This is a genomic window from Pedobacter suwonensis, from assembly GCF_044762335.1.
Classification (GTDB): Bacteria; Bacteroidota; Bacteroidia; order Sphingobacteriales; family Sphingobacteriaceae; genus Pedobacter.
The window spans coordinates 67854-84600 of record NZ_JBIWEB010000020.1; the positions used below are offsets into that span (position 1 = coordinate 67854).

General features: G+C 40.4%; 9 protein-coding genes and 1 tRNA gene. 6 read left to right on the top strand and 4 right to left on the bottom strand.

What is annotated here, in order from left to right; all coding sequences use genetic code 11:
* Nucleotides 1-1667: 1667 nt before the first annotated feature.
* The 3 genes from ACIQXP_RS21825 to ACIQXP_RS21835 form a co-directional block, all read right to left on the bottom strand.
* Nucleotides 1668-1994, bottom strand: a complete 327-nt coding sequence (locus ACIQXP_RS21825) for a 2Fe-2S iron-sulfur cluster-binding protein (protein WP_025141835.1) — start codon at nt 1992-1994, stop codon at nt 1668-1670.
* A gap of 36 nt (nt 1995-2030) precedes the next feature.
* Complete coding sequence (locus ACIQXP_RS21830; protein WP_090983616.1) at nt 2031-3041, bottom strand: NAD(P)/FAD-dependent oxidoreductase; 1011 nt, start codon at nt 3039-3041, stop codon at nt 2031-2033.
* A gap of 344 nt (nt 3042-3385) precedes the next feature.
* On the bottom strand, nt 3386-5512 hold the full coding sequence (locus ACIQXP_RS21835) for a prolyl oligopeptidase family serine peptidase (RefSeq protein WP_387507742.1): 2127 nt from the start codon (nt 5510-5512) through the stop codon (nt 3386-3388).
* Between the two features lie 258 nt (nt 5513-5770).
* On the opposite strand from ACIQXP_RS21835, the gene ACIQXP_RS21840 reads away from it, so the two are divergent.
* The 6 genes from ACIQXP_RS21840 (at nt 5771) to ACIQXP_RS21865 (ending at nt 12833) form a co-directional block, all read left to right on the top strand.
* Nucleotides 5771-6520, top strand: a complete 750-nt coding sequence (locus tag ACIQXP_RS21840) for a UDP-2,3-diacylglucosamine diphosphatase (protein ID WP_387507739.1) — start codon at nt 5771-5773, stop codon at nt 6518-6520.
* 1068 nt (nt 6521-7588) lie between these two features.
* Entirely contained in the window at nt 7589-8662 is a 1074-nt protein-coding gene (gene prfA / locus ACIQXP_RS21845) for a peptide chain release factor 1 (protein WP_090983623.1), read from the top strand.
* A 104-nt stretch (nt 8663-8766) separates the two neighbouring features.
* Nucleotides 8767-8840 (top strand) — tRNA-Asp (locus ACIQXP_RS21850).
* A gap of 257 nt (nt 8841-9097) precedes the next feature.
* Entirely contained in the window at nt 9098-10297 is a 1200-nt protein-coding gene (locus tag ACIQXP_RS21855) for a site-specific integrase (RefSeq protein WP_391527804.1), read from the top strand.
* Nucleotides 10298-11034: 737 nt separating this feature from the next.
* Nucleotides 11035-11361 carry a hypothetical protein gene (locus ACIQXP_RS21860; protein ID WP_387507733.1) on the top strand — a complete coding sequence of 109 codons (327 nt, stop codon included), beginning with the start codon at nt 11035-11037 and terminating at the stop codon, nt 11359-11361.
* A 161-nt stretch (nt 11362-11522) separates the two neighbouring features.
* Nucleotides 11523-12833 (top strand): DUF6602 domain-containing protein, encoded by a 1311-nt coding sequence (locus ACIQXP_RS21865; protein WP_387507730.1) that lies wholly within the window; start codon nt 11523-11525, stop codon nt 12831-12833.
* A gap of 256 nt (nt 12834-13089) precedes the next feature.
* On the opposite strand, the gene ACIQXP_RS21870 is transcribed toward ACIQXP_RS21865, so the two are convergent.
* Nucleotides 13090-16110 carry a KAP family P-loop NTPase fold protein gene (locus ACIQXP_RS21870; protein ID WP_387507727.1) on the bottom strand — a complete coding sequence of 1007 codons (3021 nt, stop codon included), beginning with the start codon at nt 16108-16110 and terminating at the stop codon, nt 13090-13092.
* Nucleotides 16111-16747: the final 637 nt, after the last annotated feature.

Genomic DNA, 16747 nt, shown 5'->3' on the forward strand with positions numbered 1-16747 from the left:
TCCTACTATCGCTGCAAGTCCTCGCTGCGCTCCGGGCTTTTCGCTTTATCAGGTTTAGCAACAAAGGCCGGTACTCAAGAACTTTTGCTGTATTTCGTGGGGATTAAAATTCCATAATAAGAAGGGCCGGGATTGTAAACTCAAGTCGCGCTGGATTTGCGTAAGGAATTGTAGGTGTACACTATTAGTCGGGATTTGTAATCCCGGCTGTAGACTTAAAGATTTTTAATCCTCAAAGTTGATAGCGTGATTTTTTTTTGGGAAATGATGGGTTCTGGTGTCTTGGCGGATGATAGTCCTGCTGTCGCTGCAAGTCCTCGCTGCACTCCGGGCTTTTCGCTTTATCAGGTTTAGCAACAAAGGCCGGTACTCAAGAACTTTTGCTGTATTTCGTGGGGATTAAAATTCTACAATAATAAGGGCCGGGATTGTAAACTCAAGTCGCGCTGGATTTGCGTAAGGAATTGTAGGTGTACACCGTTAGTCGCGATTTGTAATCCCGGCTGTAGAGTTAAAGATTTTTAATCCTCAAAGGTTGATCGCGTGATTTGTTTTTTGGAAATGATGGGTTCTGATGTCTTGGCGGATGGTAGTCCTGCTATCGCTGCAAGTCCTCGCTGCGCTCCGGGCTTTTCGCTTTATCAGGTTTAGCAACAAAGGCCGGTACTCAAGAACTTTTGCTGTATTTCGTGGGGATTAAAATTCTATAATAATAAGGGACGGGATTGTAAACTCAAGTCGCGCTGGATTTGCTTAAGGAATTGTAGGTGTACACCGTTAGTCGGGATTTGTAATCCCGGCTGTAGAGTTAAAGATTTTTAATCCTTAAAGGTTGATAGCGTGATTTGTTTTTTGGAAATGATGGGTTCTGTTGTCTTGGCGGATGGTAGTCCTGCTATCGCTGCAAGTCCTCGCTGCGCTCCGGGCTTTTCGCTTTATCAGGTTTAGCAACAAAGGCAGGTACTCAAGAACTTTTGCTGTATTTCGTGGGGATTAAAATTCCATAATAAGAAGGGCCGGGATTGTAAACTCAAGTCGCGCTGGATTTGCGTAAGGAATTGTAGGTGTACACTATTAGTCGGGATTTGTAATCCCGGCTGTAGACTTAAAGATTTTTAATCCTCAAAGGTTGATCGCGTGATTTGTTTTTTGGAAATGATGGGGTCTGTTGTCTTGGCGCATTGTAGTCCTGCTATCGCAGCAAGTCCTCGCTGCGCTCCGGGCTTTTCGCTTTATCAGGTTTAGCAACAAAGGCCGGTACTCAAGAACTTTTGCTGTATTTCGTGGGGATTAAAATTCCATAATAAGAAGGGCCGGGATTGTAAACTCAAGTCGCGCTGGATTTGCGTAAGGAATTGTAGGTGTACACTATTAGTCGGGATTTGTAATCCCGGCTGTAGACTTAAAGATTTTTAATCCTCAAAGTTGATAGCGTGATTTGTTTTTTGGAAATGATGGGTTCTGGTGTCTTGGCGGATGATAGTCCTGCTATCGCTGCAAGTCCTCGCTGCACTCCGGGCTTTTCGCTTTATCAGGTTTAGCAACAAGGGCAGCTGCACCAAATGCTCCAGACCTCTCAGGTTTTTTAAACCTGGGAGGTCTAATTTTAGCTAACAAAAATGGCGATACTTTTGATATCGCCATTTTCTTGTTATGATTTTTACCACTTAACTTACGCCGTGCAATTTCACTTTTAATCCATCCATATTATTGTTTAATTGCAATTGGCAGGCTAAACGTGAGTTTGGTAACAGGTCAGGTAGAGTATCCAGCATGGCATACTCATCATCTGTCATTTCATTAAGTTTTTCTTCGCCTTCCAATACATCAACACAGCAGGTTGCACATAAAGCCATTCCGCCACAAGTAGCAAGAATATCGTATTCTGATGCTTTTAAGAACTCCATCAGACTCAGGCCCATATCGGTTGGGGCAACGTGTTCTGTAACTGAGCCATCCGGCTCCTGCATATATATATTAATGTTGTTTTCCATTTTGCTTTCTTTCTTATCGCAAATATAACAGAAAGCTTAAAATTCTGAAACTCCGTTTACAGTGGTATATTTCATCGTATATTTCACACCAGGATTCATGTAAGAATAAGCGCTGTGGCTCATTAATGCCGCCTCGTGGAAACCACAGAGAATCAATTTGAGCTTGTTGGTATAGGTATTGATATCACCAATAGCGTAAATACCTGGGATATTGGTCGAGTAATCATCAACATTTACTTCAATTGCACTTTTGCTGATGTTTAAGTTCCAGTCTTCAATCGGACCTAATTTAGGGCTCAAACCAAACAAAGGAATTAAGTGATCGGCCTCAACAACTGTTTTTTCCATGGTACGGTTCTGTACAATTTCAACTTTTTCCAATTTATCTGTTCCGTGTACGGCCTGTAGGTTGCTGTTTAAAATCAGATTGATTTTTCCACTTTCTGCCAACGCCATTACTTTTGCAACCGAATCAGGGGCACCACGGAAACTTTCGCTTCTGTGCACTAAAGTCAGTTCAGAACAAACTTCCGCCAGGTAAATGGTCCAGTCTAAAGCAGAGTCGCCACCGCCGGCAATCACCATTTTCTGATCCCGGTATTTCTCCGGATCAAGGATCATGTAGTTTACACCTTTACCATTTTCAAAGTTTTCTAAATTTTCTACAGCAGGCTTGCGCGGCTCAAAACAACCTAAACCGCCTGCAATAACTACAACTTTAGCTTCGATAACGGTACCCATATTGGTCGTTAAAACAAAATCAGCTTCACCACGCTTTTCCAAACCTTCAATACGCTCACCTAAAGTAAACGTAGGATGGAAAGGTTTGGCCTGCTCCATTAAATTATCGATAAGTTCCTGTGCCAGTACAGAAGGATAACCAGGGATATCGTAAATCGGTTTTTTAGGATAAATTTCAGACAGCTGACCACCAACCTGAGGAAGGTAATCAATTAAATGACAACGCATTTTTAATAAACCGGCTTCAAAAATGGCAAATAAACCAACCGGACCAGCGCCTATTACGGCTATATCAGTAGTGATCATTAAAGAAAAATTTGACGCAAAGTTACAAAATAAAGTCTTACCAAATCAGCTATTTAGAAATATTCTAGATAATTTTGCAATCCTATTATATTCAGTATTTTATATGCTTTGAGCTAACCGAAAGCAAAAGTTAAAGGTTTTTGATGTTTTAAAGCAAATTATAATTGGTCTATAGGTTTAGTGGGATAATGTTTTGTCATCAATAAACGTATGCTAAATTTATTTCACAAGTTAGAACTGGTATTTTCACCTGCCTTGCAGCTAGTTGCTGGTCCGCATCTTCTCGCGAAAGGACCCTGAAATAAATCCGATTGCTATCGGATCAGGGTGATGTCTCGTAAGTTCTACCAACTCATCCCTAAATTCTGAAATACAAAACTCCATACATCGGTTGCTTCTTCAATCAATTTGGTTGTGGGTTTACCTGCCCCATGTCCTGCATTGGTTTCTATCCGGATTAAAACCGGGTTTTTACCTTTATATTTTTCCTGTAGTGTTGCTGCAAATTTAAATGAATGTGCCGGTACTACACGGTCATCATGATCCGCAGTGGTTATTAAAGTTGCCGGATAATTAACGCCGCTTTTGATGTTATGCAACGGCGAATATTTGATTAGGTAATCAAAGTCCTCTTTTTTATCGCTGCTGCCATATTCAACTGCCCAACCCCAGCCGACGGTAAATTTGTGGTAGCGAAGCATATCAAGCACACCAACGGCAGGTAAAGCTACCTTGAAAAGATCAGGCCGTTGGGTCATGCAAGCCCCAACCAGCAGACCGCCATTTGACCCGCCTGAAATCGCAATTTTGGCTGGATTGGTATATTTTTCTTTTACGAGGTATTCCGCTGCGGCTATAAAGTCATCGAAAACGTTTTGTTTTTTAGCTAACATGCCGCCTTTGTGCCAGGCTTCGCCATATTCACTACCTCCACGTAAGCTAGGTTGAACGTAGATGCCTCCCCGTTCCAGGAACAACATCCTGGAGAGACTGAATCCTGGTGTTAAACTTACCTGAAAACCACCATATGCATAAAGGTAAACCGGATTATTGCCATCCAGTTTGATGCCTTTTTTGTGCACGATAAACATGGGTACTTTGGTGCCATCTTTCGAGGGATAAAATACCTGTTTGGTTTCATAATTATCTGTATTGAAGTTTAGCTCTGACTTTTTATATAAGACTGATTCGTTCTTGTCTACATCGTAACGGTAAATGTTGCCAGGAGTGGTAAAATTAGAAAAAGTATAAAAAAATTCTTTATCTTCTTTGTAACCCCCAAAACCTCCCACGGTTCCGATTGCCGGTAGTTTTACTTCGCCGATTTTCTTTCCGGTTAAATCAAACTGAATAATGTTGGTACTCGCATCTTTTAAATAGGTTGCCCAAAGAAACCCTCCGCCAGTTCCAACACCTTCCAAAGCCAGTTTGGATTCAGGGATAATTTTCTGCCAGTTTTTAGGATCTGCATTTTTTGGATCGACTAAAACAACCTGTTTGTTTTCAGCACCAAGATCGGTATTGACCAATAATTTATCTCCGACATTGTCAATAACACTGTGGTTGTTTTCAAAACCTTTAATCAATAAGTCAATTTTGCTATCTGGCGTTTTTAAATCCTGGCAATATAGCGCATTCCCAGAGGTTCCCGCACTGGCATAAACGATTAAAAAGCGTTCGTCTTCTGTAACGCTAGCACCCAGATAGAGGTTCGGATTGGTTTGATCTTCAAAGACCAACTGATCATGCTGCTGCTCATCACCCAGTTTGTGGAAATACACCTTTTGCGATTTGTTGGCTGCAGAAAGATCGGTTCCTTTGGCAGGCTCGTCAAATTTACTGTAATAAAAGCCATTACCTTTCCAGGCTGCGCCTGAGAATTTGGTCCATTTTAACTCATCGGCTAATTTGGTTTTGGTTGCAATATTCATTACATAAATTTTGCTCCAGTCTGATCCGGCCTGCGCAACCGAATAGGCCAGGTATTTTTTATCGTGCGAGAAACCGAGTAGTGAAACGGCCGCTGTACCATCTTTGGTAAGTGTATTAGGATCGAGAAAAACTTCTTCTTTGCCTTCTAACCCTTTTTTAATAAACCAGATACTCTGGTTTTGAAGACCATCGTTTTTGGTGAAAAAATAATACTCACCAACTTTAAACGGGGCGCTTTCTTTCGGGTAGTTCCATAATTCAGTTAGCCGCTTTTTTATATCGGCACGATAGGGAATCTGCTCCAGGTAATTTTGAGTGACTTTGTTTTCGGCCATTACCCAGGCTTTTGTTTCTGCCGAGGTGTCGTTCTCTAACCACCTGTAGGGGTCGGCAATGGTTGTACCGAAATAATTATCTTTTGTGCTGTCTTTTTTTGTTTCAGGATATTTCATCAATGTTATTTTTTCTGCAGGTTTTTTACCCTGGTTACAGGCAAACATACTTAATGCAAATAAGCTCAATAGAATTTGTTTTTTCATTTTTAGCGAGATTTGTTTACTAATATATGTCTTTTTTCCTTCGGGTTGATTACACAGATTTTAAGATTACACAGCTTAAGAGCTAAGCTTTTTGTCTTCGGAATCATGGTACGGATTTGAGATTGTTTAGTTCTGATAAGTAGGTGTTTTTTAGCTACGAAAACACAGATTTATACCGGGCTAAGTGCACACAGAATCCTGTACCTTTAGGTTTTCATCTTTCCGCTTTAATCTTTTTCCCTTAACTTTGAGGAATCCATGACAAAAAATATTTATTTCGCTTCTGATTTTCATTTAGGAACACCCAATTATGCTGAAAGCCGCGCCCGTGAAGCGCGGATTGTAGATTGGTTGAATTTTATCGAACCAGATTGCAGTGAGTTGTTTTTGATGGGCGACATTTTCGATTTCTGGTTCGAGTATGCTAAAGTCATCCCCAAGGGTTTTATTCGTTTACAGGGTAAATTGGCATCTATGACTGATGCGGGAATAAAAATCTATTTTTTTAAGGGTAACCATGATATGTGGGTGCGTAATTATTTCACTCAGGAAATTGGCATGGAAATCATCAGTGATGAACTGGTGATTGAGCGGGGTGGGAAGAAGTTTTACCTTCACCATGGCGATGGCTTAGGGCCTGGAGATCATAAATATAAATTTTTGAGAAAGATTTTCAGGAGCAGGTTTTGCAAATGGTTATTTGCGCGTTTGCATCCAAACCTCGGGATTGGTATCGCAAGCGCGTGGAGCCAGGGTAGCAGGGCTGCACAAACGGAAAAAGAGGTGTTTTTAGGAGAAGATAAAGAGTGGTTGGCCATTTATGCTAAAGAGCAACTCCAGAAAGCACATTTCGATTATTTTATTTTCGGACACAGACACCTGCCGCTTGATATTGATTTAGTCAATGGTAGCCGGTATGTAAATATTGGCGAATGGCTTAATTATAACTCTTACGGGGTGTTTGATGGGGTAGATTTAAAACTTGAATACTATAAGCCAAAACCATGACTTCTATTTTTTTGGAAAGCAGTGTCTGTAGCATTGTTTAATGTTCGTCGGGCTTTCCTTTATAGTCCAGGTGAAAAATCGGGAGCTGCCACTGCAATGCCGTTTATTAAGGCAGGCTGGTACTACTATTTGAGGTTGTATTAAGCCTAAAATCTACCATACTTTGTTCCTAAACACGATAGAACGGAAAGCCCGCAGCGCAGCGAGGACTTGAAGGGATAGCGGGACTGCTGGCCGCCATAGGGGAGGAACCGCTCATTTTCAAAACTGCTACAATAATGTCTTACCTGTTGATCGATTTTAAACTGAAAACTGATGTGTTTTTTGGAAAGCAGTGTCTGCAGCATTGTTTAATGTTCGTCGGGCTTTCCGTTATAGTCCAGGTGAAAAATCGGGAGCTGCCACTGCAATGCCGTTTATTAAGGCAGGCTGGTACTACTATTTGAGGTTGTATTAAGCCTAAAATCTACCATACTTTGTTCCTAAACCCGATAGAACGGAAAGCCCGGAGCGCAGCGAGGACTTGAAGGGATAGCGGGACTGCTGGCCGCCATAGTGTCGGAACCGTCCATTTTCAAAACTGCTAAAATAATGCCTCACCTGTTAATCGATCTTTAAACTGAAAACTGATGTGTTTTTTGGAAAGCAGTGTCTGCAGCATTGTTTAACGTTCGTCGGGCTTTCCGTTATAGTTCCGATGAAAAATCGGAAGCTGCCACTGCAATCCCGTTTAGTTAGTCGGGTAAGTACTACTATTTGGAGTTGCATGGTGCCTGTTTGAACCATTCGTATTTTCTAAACCGGATAGAACGGAAAGCCCGGAGCGCAGCGAGGACCTGAAGGGATCGCGGAATTGCTGGTCGCCGGAGGAACTGCTCATTTCCAAAACCTTTAAAATAACTTTCCTTTTTTCCATTCCTTTGCTGAGTGCCTGTACAGTTAACCGATTTGAACAGTTAACCAATTAACCATTCTCTCCAACTAACTAATTCATCTTTTTTCCTTATTTTTGCATTTCCTGAATTTTTGGGCTTTTGCCAACCATCAGGAATTTCAACAACAATAAATATGTTAGATAAATTAGAAGCTATAAAGCTGCGTTGGGAAGATGTAGAGGAATCGTTGAGCAATCCGGATGTAATTCAGGATATGAAACGTTTTGCAGCTTTAAATAAAGAATATAAAGACTTGGGCAAGATTGTAGACGAGTACAAAATCTACAAAAATGTGATGAGCAACATCGATGCCAACAAAGAAATTTTAGCTACTGAAAAGGATCCCGAAATGCGCGAAATGGCAAAAGAGGAACTCGATCTGCTGTTGAAACAACAGGAAGAAATGGAGAGTAATATCCGTTTGATGTTGATTCCTAAAGATCCGGAAGATGCTAAAAATGCCGTTTTTGAGATCCGCGGTGGTACGGGTGGCGATGAAGCAGCTTTATTTGCCGGCGATTTGTACCGCATGTATACCCGATATTTCGAATCTAAAGGCTGGAATGTTGAAGTGGTTGATGTGACTGAAGGCACAGCGGGTGGTTACAAAGAGGTTATCTTAAAAGTGAGCGGTGAGGATGTTTATGGTCAACTGAAATACGAAAGTGGTGTACACCGTGTGCAGCGTGTACCGGATACCGAAACCCAGGGCCGTGTGCATACTTCAGCTGCCTCGGTAGCTGTTTTGCCGGAAGCAGAAGAAATTGATCTTTATATTAACCCTGCTGATATTGAACTGCAGACCTCACGCTCAGGTGGTGCTGGTGGGCAGAATGTAAACAAGGTGGAGACCAAGGTGCAGTTAACACATAAACCATCGGGTATCGTAGTGGTTTGCCAGCGTGAACGTTCGCAACTAGGTAACCGTATAATTGCAATGGAGATGCTGCGCAGTAAGCTTTACGATATCGAATTGCAGAAAAAGAATGGCGATATTGCTGCTAAGCGTAAAACAATGGTATCAACCGGAGATCGTTCGGCCAAGATCAGAACTTATAACTACCCTCAGGGCCGTGTTACCGAACACCGTATCGGCTTAACGATGTATAACCTGCCGGCGATTATGGATGGCGACATCCAGGAAATTATTGATGCGCTTCAATTTGCAGAAAACGCAGAGAAGATGCAGGAAGGTGCTGTTGGTTAAGGAGTTAAATGTTTTTTAAAAAAAAAGTTTGCGAATTAAGATATAGTCTCTATATTTGCAACCTCGAAAGAGACAAGAGGTTCGAACTTTAAAGAAGAACAAAAGGAGTGGTAGTTCAGCTGGTTAGAATGCCTGCCTGTCACGCAGGAGGTCGCGGGTTCGAGTCCCGTCCATTCCGCAAAAATAGTTTTAAATTTGACTAAAAGCCTGTAAATTATATGTTTACAGGCTTTTTCGTTTTCTGGAAGCACCAAATTGTTCATTTTTTTGCAAGATAAAGGTGAGCAATTCGGTGAGCACATTAAACGACATAAATGCTCACCAATTTTGGCTTAAACAGTTGTTTATAAGCTAGTTCAATCATTAAACATCTTGACTGTAAGTGACAGAATTAACAATTTTGTTTCATTTTAATCATTTGTCATGAGAACAAACATGAATTTGCTTTTTTATTTAAAAAAGCGCTCCACTTACAAAAACGGTCCGGTAACCATCTATTTAAGGTTTACGGTAAATGGTAGACGGGCAGAAATCTCAACGGGAAAGTCATGTGATCCCAATCGCTGGAACGCACAGGCTGGGCGGGCCGCTGGTACCAAAGAAGATACCAGGGTTTTGAATGCTTATTTGGATAAGTTGCAGTCAAAGGCTCAGGAGCTTCACCAGGTAATGACGATAGCAAACGAAACCGCAACGGCAGAAACGGTTAAAAATCGTTTTATCGGAAAAGCTCTGCAATCACGAACTCTTGTTACTGTTTTTGAAGATCACAACTCAAAAATGAAAAGCCTCATCGGAAGGGAATATGAAAAAAGTACCCTTCAGCGCTATGAAACCTGCCTAATGCATGTTAAAGACTTTATGGAGTTAGATTATCACCTTTCAGATATCCCCGTTACAAAGATCAACTTTACTTTCTTAGTCGATTTTGAATACTATCTTAAGAGCGTCCGAAACTGCGGCAATAACTCTGCAATCAAATACATCAAAAACCTCGGCAAAATTGTTCGCATATGTTTAGGTAACGGATGGTTGGCTATTGACCCGTATCTCAATTACAAGCCAAAACAGAATGCGGTTCATCGTGAAGTTCTCACAAAAGAAGAGCTAAGCCGTATTAAGGACAAGAAGTTCAGTATGGAGAGGGTTGGTACAGTCCGGGATATGTTTGTTTTCAGTTGTTACACAGGGCTTTCTTATGTAGATGTATGTAAATTAAAACGTTCTGAACTGGTTAAGGGCGCTGATGGTAATTTATGGATATACACAAGCAGAAAGAAAACCGACGTACTTTCAAGGATTCCCGTGTTGCCGGCAGCTCTGTCCATAATCAAAACTTATGAAAACCATCCCCAGTGTATTGTCAAAGATACCCTGCTTCCCATGATGAGCAATCAGAAAATGAATGCTTACTTAAAAGAGATAGCAGATCTATGTGATATCAATAAGTTGCTGACTTTTCATATCGCTAGGCACACCTTTGCCACGACTATAACATTGAATAATGGCGTCCCTATAGAAAGTGTATCGAAGATGCTCGGCCACACCAGCATTAAAACAACGCAGATTTACGCAAAGGTGTTGGACCATAAGATTGGTTCTGATATGCAGAAAATCATTGGAAAAGTAGAGTAATCTAAAGCTTTCAGCAAATAAGGCTGTATTCCCCGATGTTTTATTTAAATCTGCCATCAGAATCTATTAGCAAAAAAGGATGTAACACTCGCTGTTGCATCCTTTTTATCTAAATTAACGCTCTCAATCTATGATTGATGCAAGGCTCTCACCCCTTGCTTTCGCAATATGTAAATATTAATCTGATATTGCAATGCTACTGCTGCTAATATTTTAAGTTCGGCAAGCTTTGCCGATTACGTTGGAATCTCCCTGACTTACATGGTTCGTAGGGAAATAACCTAGTTATTTTAACCTAATGGTTTTCAACTTCTTAAATGGCTTTCGATTTTCTACGCACCGAAATACTCACCATTATCTTGATATAGAGTAACTCTGAATCTTACAGAGCAAAGGGACAATTTTCACTGAAATGAATCAAATTTAACTTTTGTTTTTTCCGTTCACTTGTCTATTCCGAAGGTCTGATTAGTTTGAATAACTACTTAATTCGAATTCCGCTTGGCATTGCCTTAAATTATGTCGGGATCTTGAAGCTTATTGATTGGATGGCAGACAGGAGTAATACTTATTCTTTAAGCATAGAAAATTTATAAAAAAAGGATAAAAAGCGCTGAAGGGTAGACAAAATAGCACCAGTAAAAAAAATGTATAATTTAGGGTGAATCGAGTATAGTGTTCTCAAATTAATATCACTTTTAGTGGATTGTCCAATTAAAAAAAAATAAATTTGTTACATGGAATATAAATTATATAGGAAAGCAACTGGGGAAGATGCCGGACAGGTTCTGGCTATTGTTGGCGAAGATGAGTCAAAAGTGATTGATAAATTTGAAGTTTATACAATTGCAAATACATCCCCAGTCGAAATGAAATCATATAAGGGTGAAGACCTTAGGATGTACGGTGAGGGCCGTCCACTATGGTCAGAAATTACATGGAGAGATTATAAATGGGAGCCGATTGATGCCGAGAATGACCTCAACGCTATACTTGTTGGATTTCGCAGCGAAAAGTTTATGCAAAACCTTGCTGAATTAACAAATTATTTTGTAACTGAATAGTTTTTCTTTATAACAACCTGTCAAAAGGTAGAAGACCATTATGACATGGGTATTTAAGCTTTCTACGATTTTTAAGAGTTTCAGATGGAGCAATCACATTATATTATGAGTTGTGAAGTTTACAAATATGTTGTTGCTTAGGCTTTAATCAATTATATAATATGGTCATCAATACCGTAGCTGATTTACTTATTGAAATTTGTGATGCAGAAAGGACAATTATAGATGCCCAAGGTTTTAAACACGCACCCACCATCGGTGCGATGTATGAAGGATTAACCCAGGCGATGTTGAATGAAACCCTTTTCGATGGCCTTGGAATGAGCGTGATTAAGAATTCTTTTATAGAATATGGACAGGGATTGCGAAGTAAAGAATTTGATATTATGATTATTGAGGGTGAGGGCAGACTAATACCCCACACAGAAAGCCAGTTCGAGGTAAAATTCTTGCAGGTTATTGCAATCATTCAGGTCAAGAAAACCCTAAACCCAAAGCAGTTGGAAGAGGGCTTTCTGAACCTAAGGAGTATTTTTGAAATACTTGATCATACAGATCTTGACATTTCAACAAAATATCAGTTCGATATGTACAAAGGTGCATACCATGGCATTACAGGAGAAAGCCTGGTGTTAAAAAATAAGCTGCGTAATCAATTCAGTAGCGTAACAAAGGAAGGAGTATTCTATGCGATGAAATGGGAGGCGCTTATGCCTGCCAGGATATTGCTATCCTATGATGGCTATAAAACAGAAGGTGGGCTGCGTGACGCATTTACCAAATTTCTAACATCAAAAAAGACCCCTGGTGAGGTAAGAACTCATGGCTACAGTCCATTACATTTTCCAAATCTGATTATCAGTGGTAATTCCGCTATTATTAAGAACAATGCGCTTCCTTACACCATGCCAATGAAAGATGACCAATGGACGGTTTACACCTCTACCTTTGGCAATCCCATGCGGCACTTGATTGAGGTAATCTGGGCTAGAATGTGCCATATGTATGGTCTGGATCCCCTTATCTTCGGTGAAGACCTGACCATCAAAGGTGTTAATAATTTCATGAAGGCTAACGTGGTAAACATTGATGGACAACGTGGCTGGTGTTTTCAATATCAAAATGTTTCTAAAGAGAGATTGTCAAAAGTGTCGGCAGATAAAGAGTGGGCACCTGTGAAACTTACTAAAGAACAATTCCGTATCATTGAATATCTGTGCGAAAATGGAAAGCTCGCAATCAATAGAGTTAATAATTATCTGCATGACTATAATTTGAAAGTAGATGTGGGTTCGTTTATTGAAGAGTTCATGGCAACTGGGTTGGTTTACCTGATAGATCAAAAAACTATTGTTTTGGCCACTAAGCAATGTCAAGCTAGGGTGACCAGAGACGGTATCTTTTGTGCCGATAATAATACGGGCAGATTAACGAGATGGCTTGCTAAAAATTACCCTAAACCAAATTGGTAAGACAATTTTGAAGTATTTCAATAGCCTAGGCAAAATAACTTTTTGGCTGATCCATCCAGCACTCATTTTCCAAATAACGCCATTAGGCCAGAAACTCGCAAACTATTTAATTTATGATTTAGGTGATGGGGTTTCAGGATCAATTAAACACTCATCTGCTCATATAATCAACTTTAAAAGCTTCTTTCTAGATCTGACGACTAAATCCCTCTAGTCAAATGTAGCAACTCAATGCTTTATTTCGATTCTTTTTTTGTTACCATAATCCGACTTCAACGGCTTTTACCGTGTTACAATTTTTATCAATATTTTCGTTAAAAAACTCAACGAGTTGGACATCATGTTGCCAAGTGATGTCTTTTTCATCCATTATACGGGTTTTTAATTTCGCTTTCCACAAGTCGAGGTTTACGCAATCTATAATTAACGTTTCAAAATCTTTTGCTCTTTCCAATGGTGTTTCACCTGAAAGCATTGTTTTCTCGGTATCCCACTGGATGGCGCGAACTAACTGGGGCCAGCGAATCATAATTAGTATCCACTTACTTAAAACTTCGGGTTCAAATTCTCTTAAACTTTTACCGCTGGCAGTATATTTCAGGATACTGTAAAAAGTGAATAAGTTTGCAAAACGTTTGATCTCCCTAAGCGAATTACTCAAAAATGGAGCAGCCCAAGTAATTATATCTTTGAGTTCGTTATCATCTACTTCACAGTTAGCAATCACCCGATCGATTATCTTTTCCTGAAATCCCTGTACTTTCTTGGCATCTATGAGTAATATGTTCGCATAAATGTTTTCGCGTTCAGCTTCATCCAACAATTCATCCAAATCTGGGTCTTTGGCTATTCGCTCTTCCAAAGCTTCATACGTTTTATAATACTTATATTTCGTGGCTTCATCCAATAATGCTTCTTCATCTCGGATCGCAAACAGATTTTGAAGTACCTGGCTTGACTGCTGGGAGGTCATTGTGGGAATATTCAGTTGTAATTGGATAAATTTCTCCATAAAATACCAACCCATCGAGCCATGGTGTTTTTCGATATTCACAGTTTTTTTAGCAACATTTTCGTAAGCAACATCCAGCGCAGCGGCCACGATCTGTGCATCTTGTCCCAAGATGAAATAGCAATCCGACATATCGCCGCTGATAAAAAGATTGATTGCTTCCACTACCTCTGCAACGGTCGGTGGTGAACAGCGGTCAAGATCATCAATAAAAATCACTGGCGGTTCTTTAGGGTTGGCGAGCAGTTCAAAAGCATGCCGTAGGTCTTCTTCTACTTCGCTGTAATAGCCCATTTTGCTTTTGTATTCTGGTTGTAATACATATTTTCCGATCTCAATTTCTGGCGGAGCTTTCCATTTTTTCACTTGGGTGGTGGTTAGCCAGATCGCTGATCCCACCAGTGGTAACCAGTTGGCGACCTGGGGCAACGATTGCAACCAGTTTTTTAGTTCGCCGACGACCCCGAGAGCAGCGCACAATAATGTGACCACTAAAGGGAACCAGGACTTTTGGATAGCCTGGAAGATAATTTCGCGTTTAATTTTTTCCCTGTCAAGCCGCTTAATGTTAAGCCGAAGCCAAAATTTTTCTCGTTCCAGATCTGGCAACTGGTCTGCCATTTGAGTAATAATCTCATGTGCCAGACCTGCCCATATCTGCTCGTTTTTTTGAAACTTCCATGCATTAAACCATATTACAGGGTAACTCAGTTTGTTGGGGGTGAAAAGATTTTCACCTTTTTTTCCGAGCCATTGAAATAAATTCCAGACGGAAACTTTTGGCCATTCTTTGATTACTGGACCGCCTGTGTTTTCTCCGGCAAAACGTTTTTTTTCTGCCTGGGTTTGACTAATCTTTTGCGCGATAAATCGCATGAGCGTGGTTTTACCCTTTCCCCATGGAGCCATAATGCTGATGTTCAACGGAGGCTTCGATAAGCCAGAAGTTATCATTCTGGCAATCACAGTAGCATAAGATTCGTAATTCAAAAGATCAATCTTTGAATAAACATCTGGGTGCATGCTCAACGCCATTAACCGTAGCTTTTCAGCCGGCGGATCGTTAGGAGGCAGCATTGTGGTAGTTGTAGTCTCAGTGATTGTTATCGTTTCTGATATATCTTCACTTTTTTCCAGCCAAAGGGCCTTAATTTCAGGTGAATATAATATCCTGCTGATCAGATACCCCTTATTTAGTGGGTTTTCGCAGACGAAACCTAATTTATCGAACATTTCAAATAGGGTCGGAAGTTCTTCAGTGGTGTACCGGATATTCAGCAAGGCACGGAAGCAGAGAGTACGGTGTGTCAAAGACAACATGGTCAAGTTACTCTCGGGAACCTGTAAATAACTAAGCGCGTGGACAATGCTTGGAGAAATATTTTCAAAAGTGTTTCCGTTCATGCGGTATCTGATCAGGCCTTCTATCCAACGGGTTTGGTTGACTGAAGATGCAGCCATCGTTCGTTTATCTTCATATTCGTTCCACTCTTTTTTCAAATAGGCATGTTTATCAATATAGGCGATCAGTTGGCCACAAATAACCAGAAACTGCGTATTTTTTTCGTTCGCCGGAAGAAACTGAATGAACTTGCTGAAAGTCGTTTTCGCAGTTTGAAATTTATTTAGTAAGCTGTAAAAAAAATCCGGAGGTGCGTCAAAATTGAGGTAGTCGTTGAACTTTCTGAGTGCGTGTTCAAAATAGTATGTATTCGGATGAGTGAGTTCGGTTACCCATTTGGCAGCCATGACTTCCTTGGCAAGTAGCTCCAGCACAATCAGAGCGCTTGGCCCTCGGCTTTTATTCGGTAAAGATGATAAACTTTCGTAAGATTCTCTACTCAAACAATACATCTCGACATTATAGCCGGGTACTTGAGACTCCTCAAAAGCGGCTTTTAATATTTGAAAACACTGGACTTCCTTTACATTTTTTCCACTGGCCCCCAAAACGGGCAGAACTATCGTTTTGCATAAAGCGTCTGGCCATAAGCGAATCAGGTCACGAGCAATCTGGCGCAGGGCCGAATAACTACTCTTCTGATTTTGTATCGTGCATGCAAATGCGATAAACTTAGGTTTGCTTTTATCAGATAATTGCAGATATTGTACATGTCCGAGCGCGACATTGACGGGAATAGATCCTTCTAGGTCGCGTTCGGAAAGCCAGGCACGTGACAGTTCGTCCATTAGTCCTTCTGTTGAATGCGGAATAACGAAGATGTCCGCCTCGATTTTCAAAAAGTCGCCAAAAGAAATATTCATAATAATATCTTAAAAAGACCTTCAGCTCAAAAAAGCGCGACCAAATGCGATGGGCATTGTGAAGTCATAAGGTTCAACTAAATATACTATTATTTTGCTATCTCTTTTTTTTAATTACTCAGATTGAATTTAATGCTTTTGGGAAGACTAGGGATTTCGGCAATAGTATCCTTCTGTTTCGTGCATTATGGCCAGTTTTTTCGGACTACATCGTTCACTCTATTTCGCTCCAAAATGCCCGATCGACTTATTTTAAACAGTTTTAACCTTTTCGGAAGCCTTACCAGACTCATTGAGTGTATTCTTCGACAACTTAAATTGTGGATGCGCTAAAGCCCTTAAAATCGAACTTATAAATCTATTGTTGGAGTATTTATTATAGACGGTTATTTTCTGTTAATCCAAGTCTAAAAAGACCTTCTAGAAGCTGAATATTGCCTTCTAAGGAATCAGGCGAAGGATCAATATACCAACAACTACGAATACTTTTCAAAAATGACTAGATCAGATTTTGCCTGATTGGATATCTTTGGGTCAGTCTTTAGGATATCATTAAGACTAGATGGTAAAAAACGGGGTTTACAGTTTGAAATGAGAATAACTGCACACTTTTAGCGAAATCCCCACTGTTGGCAGA

What these genes read in the sequence shown, in the direction of transcription:
- ACIQXP_RS21870 (WP_387507727.1), bottom strand. Translation starts at nt 16,110, where the DNA reads ATGAATATTTCTTTTGGCGACTTTTTGAAAATCGAGGCGGACATCTTC.
- ACIQXP_RS21830 (WP_090983616.1), bottom strand. Translation starts at nt 3,041, where the DNA reads ATGATCACTACTGATATAGCCGTAATAGGCGCTGGTCCGGTTGGTTTA.
- ACIQXP_RS21835 (WP_387507742.1), bottom strand. Translation starts at nt 5,512, where the DNA reads ATGAAAAAACAAATTCTATTGAGCTTATTTGCATTAAGTATGTTTGCC.
- ACIQXP_RS21860 (WP_387507733.1), top strand. Translation starts at nt 11,035, where the DNA reads ATGGAATATAAATTATATAGGAAAGCAACTGGGGAAGATGCCGGACAG.
- ACIQXP_RS21825 (WP_025141835.1), bottom strand. Translation starts at nt 1,994, where the DNA reads ATGGAAAACAACATTAATATATATATGCAGGAGCCGGATGGCTCAGTT.
- ACIQXP_RS21855 (WP_391527804.1), top strand. Translation starts at nt 9,098, where the DNA reads ATGAATTTGCTTTTTTATTTAAAAAAGCGCTCCACTTACAAAAACGGT.
- ACIQXP_RS21865 (WP_387507730.1), top strand. Translation starts at nt 11,523, where the DNA reads ATGGTCATCAATACCGTAGCTGATTTACTTATTGAAATTTGTGATGCA.
- prfA (WP_090983623.1), top strand. Translation starts at nt 7,589, where the DNA reads ATGTTAGATAAATTAGAAGCTATAAAGCTGCGTTGGGAAGATGTAGAG.
- ACIQXP_RS21840 (WP_387507739.1), top strand. Translation starts at nt 5,771, where the DNA reads ATGACAAAAAATATTTATTTCGCTTCTGATTTTCATTTAGGAACACCC.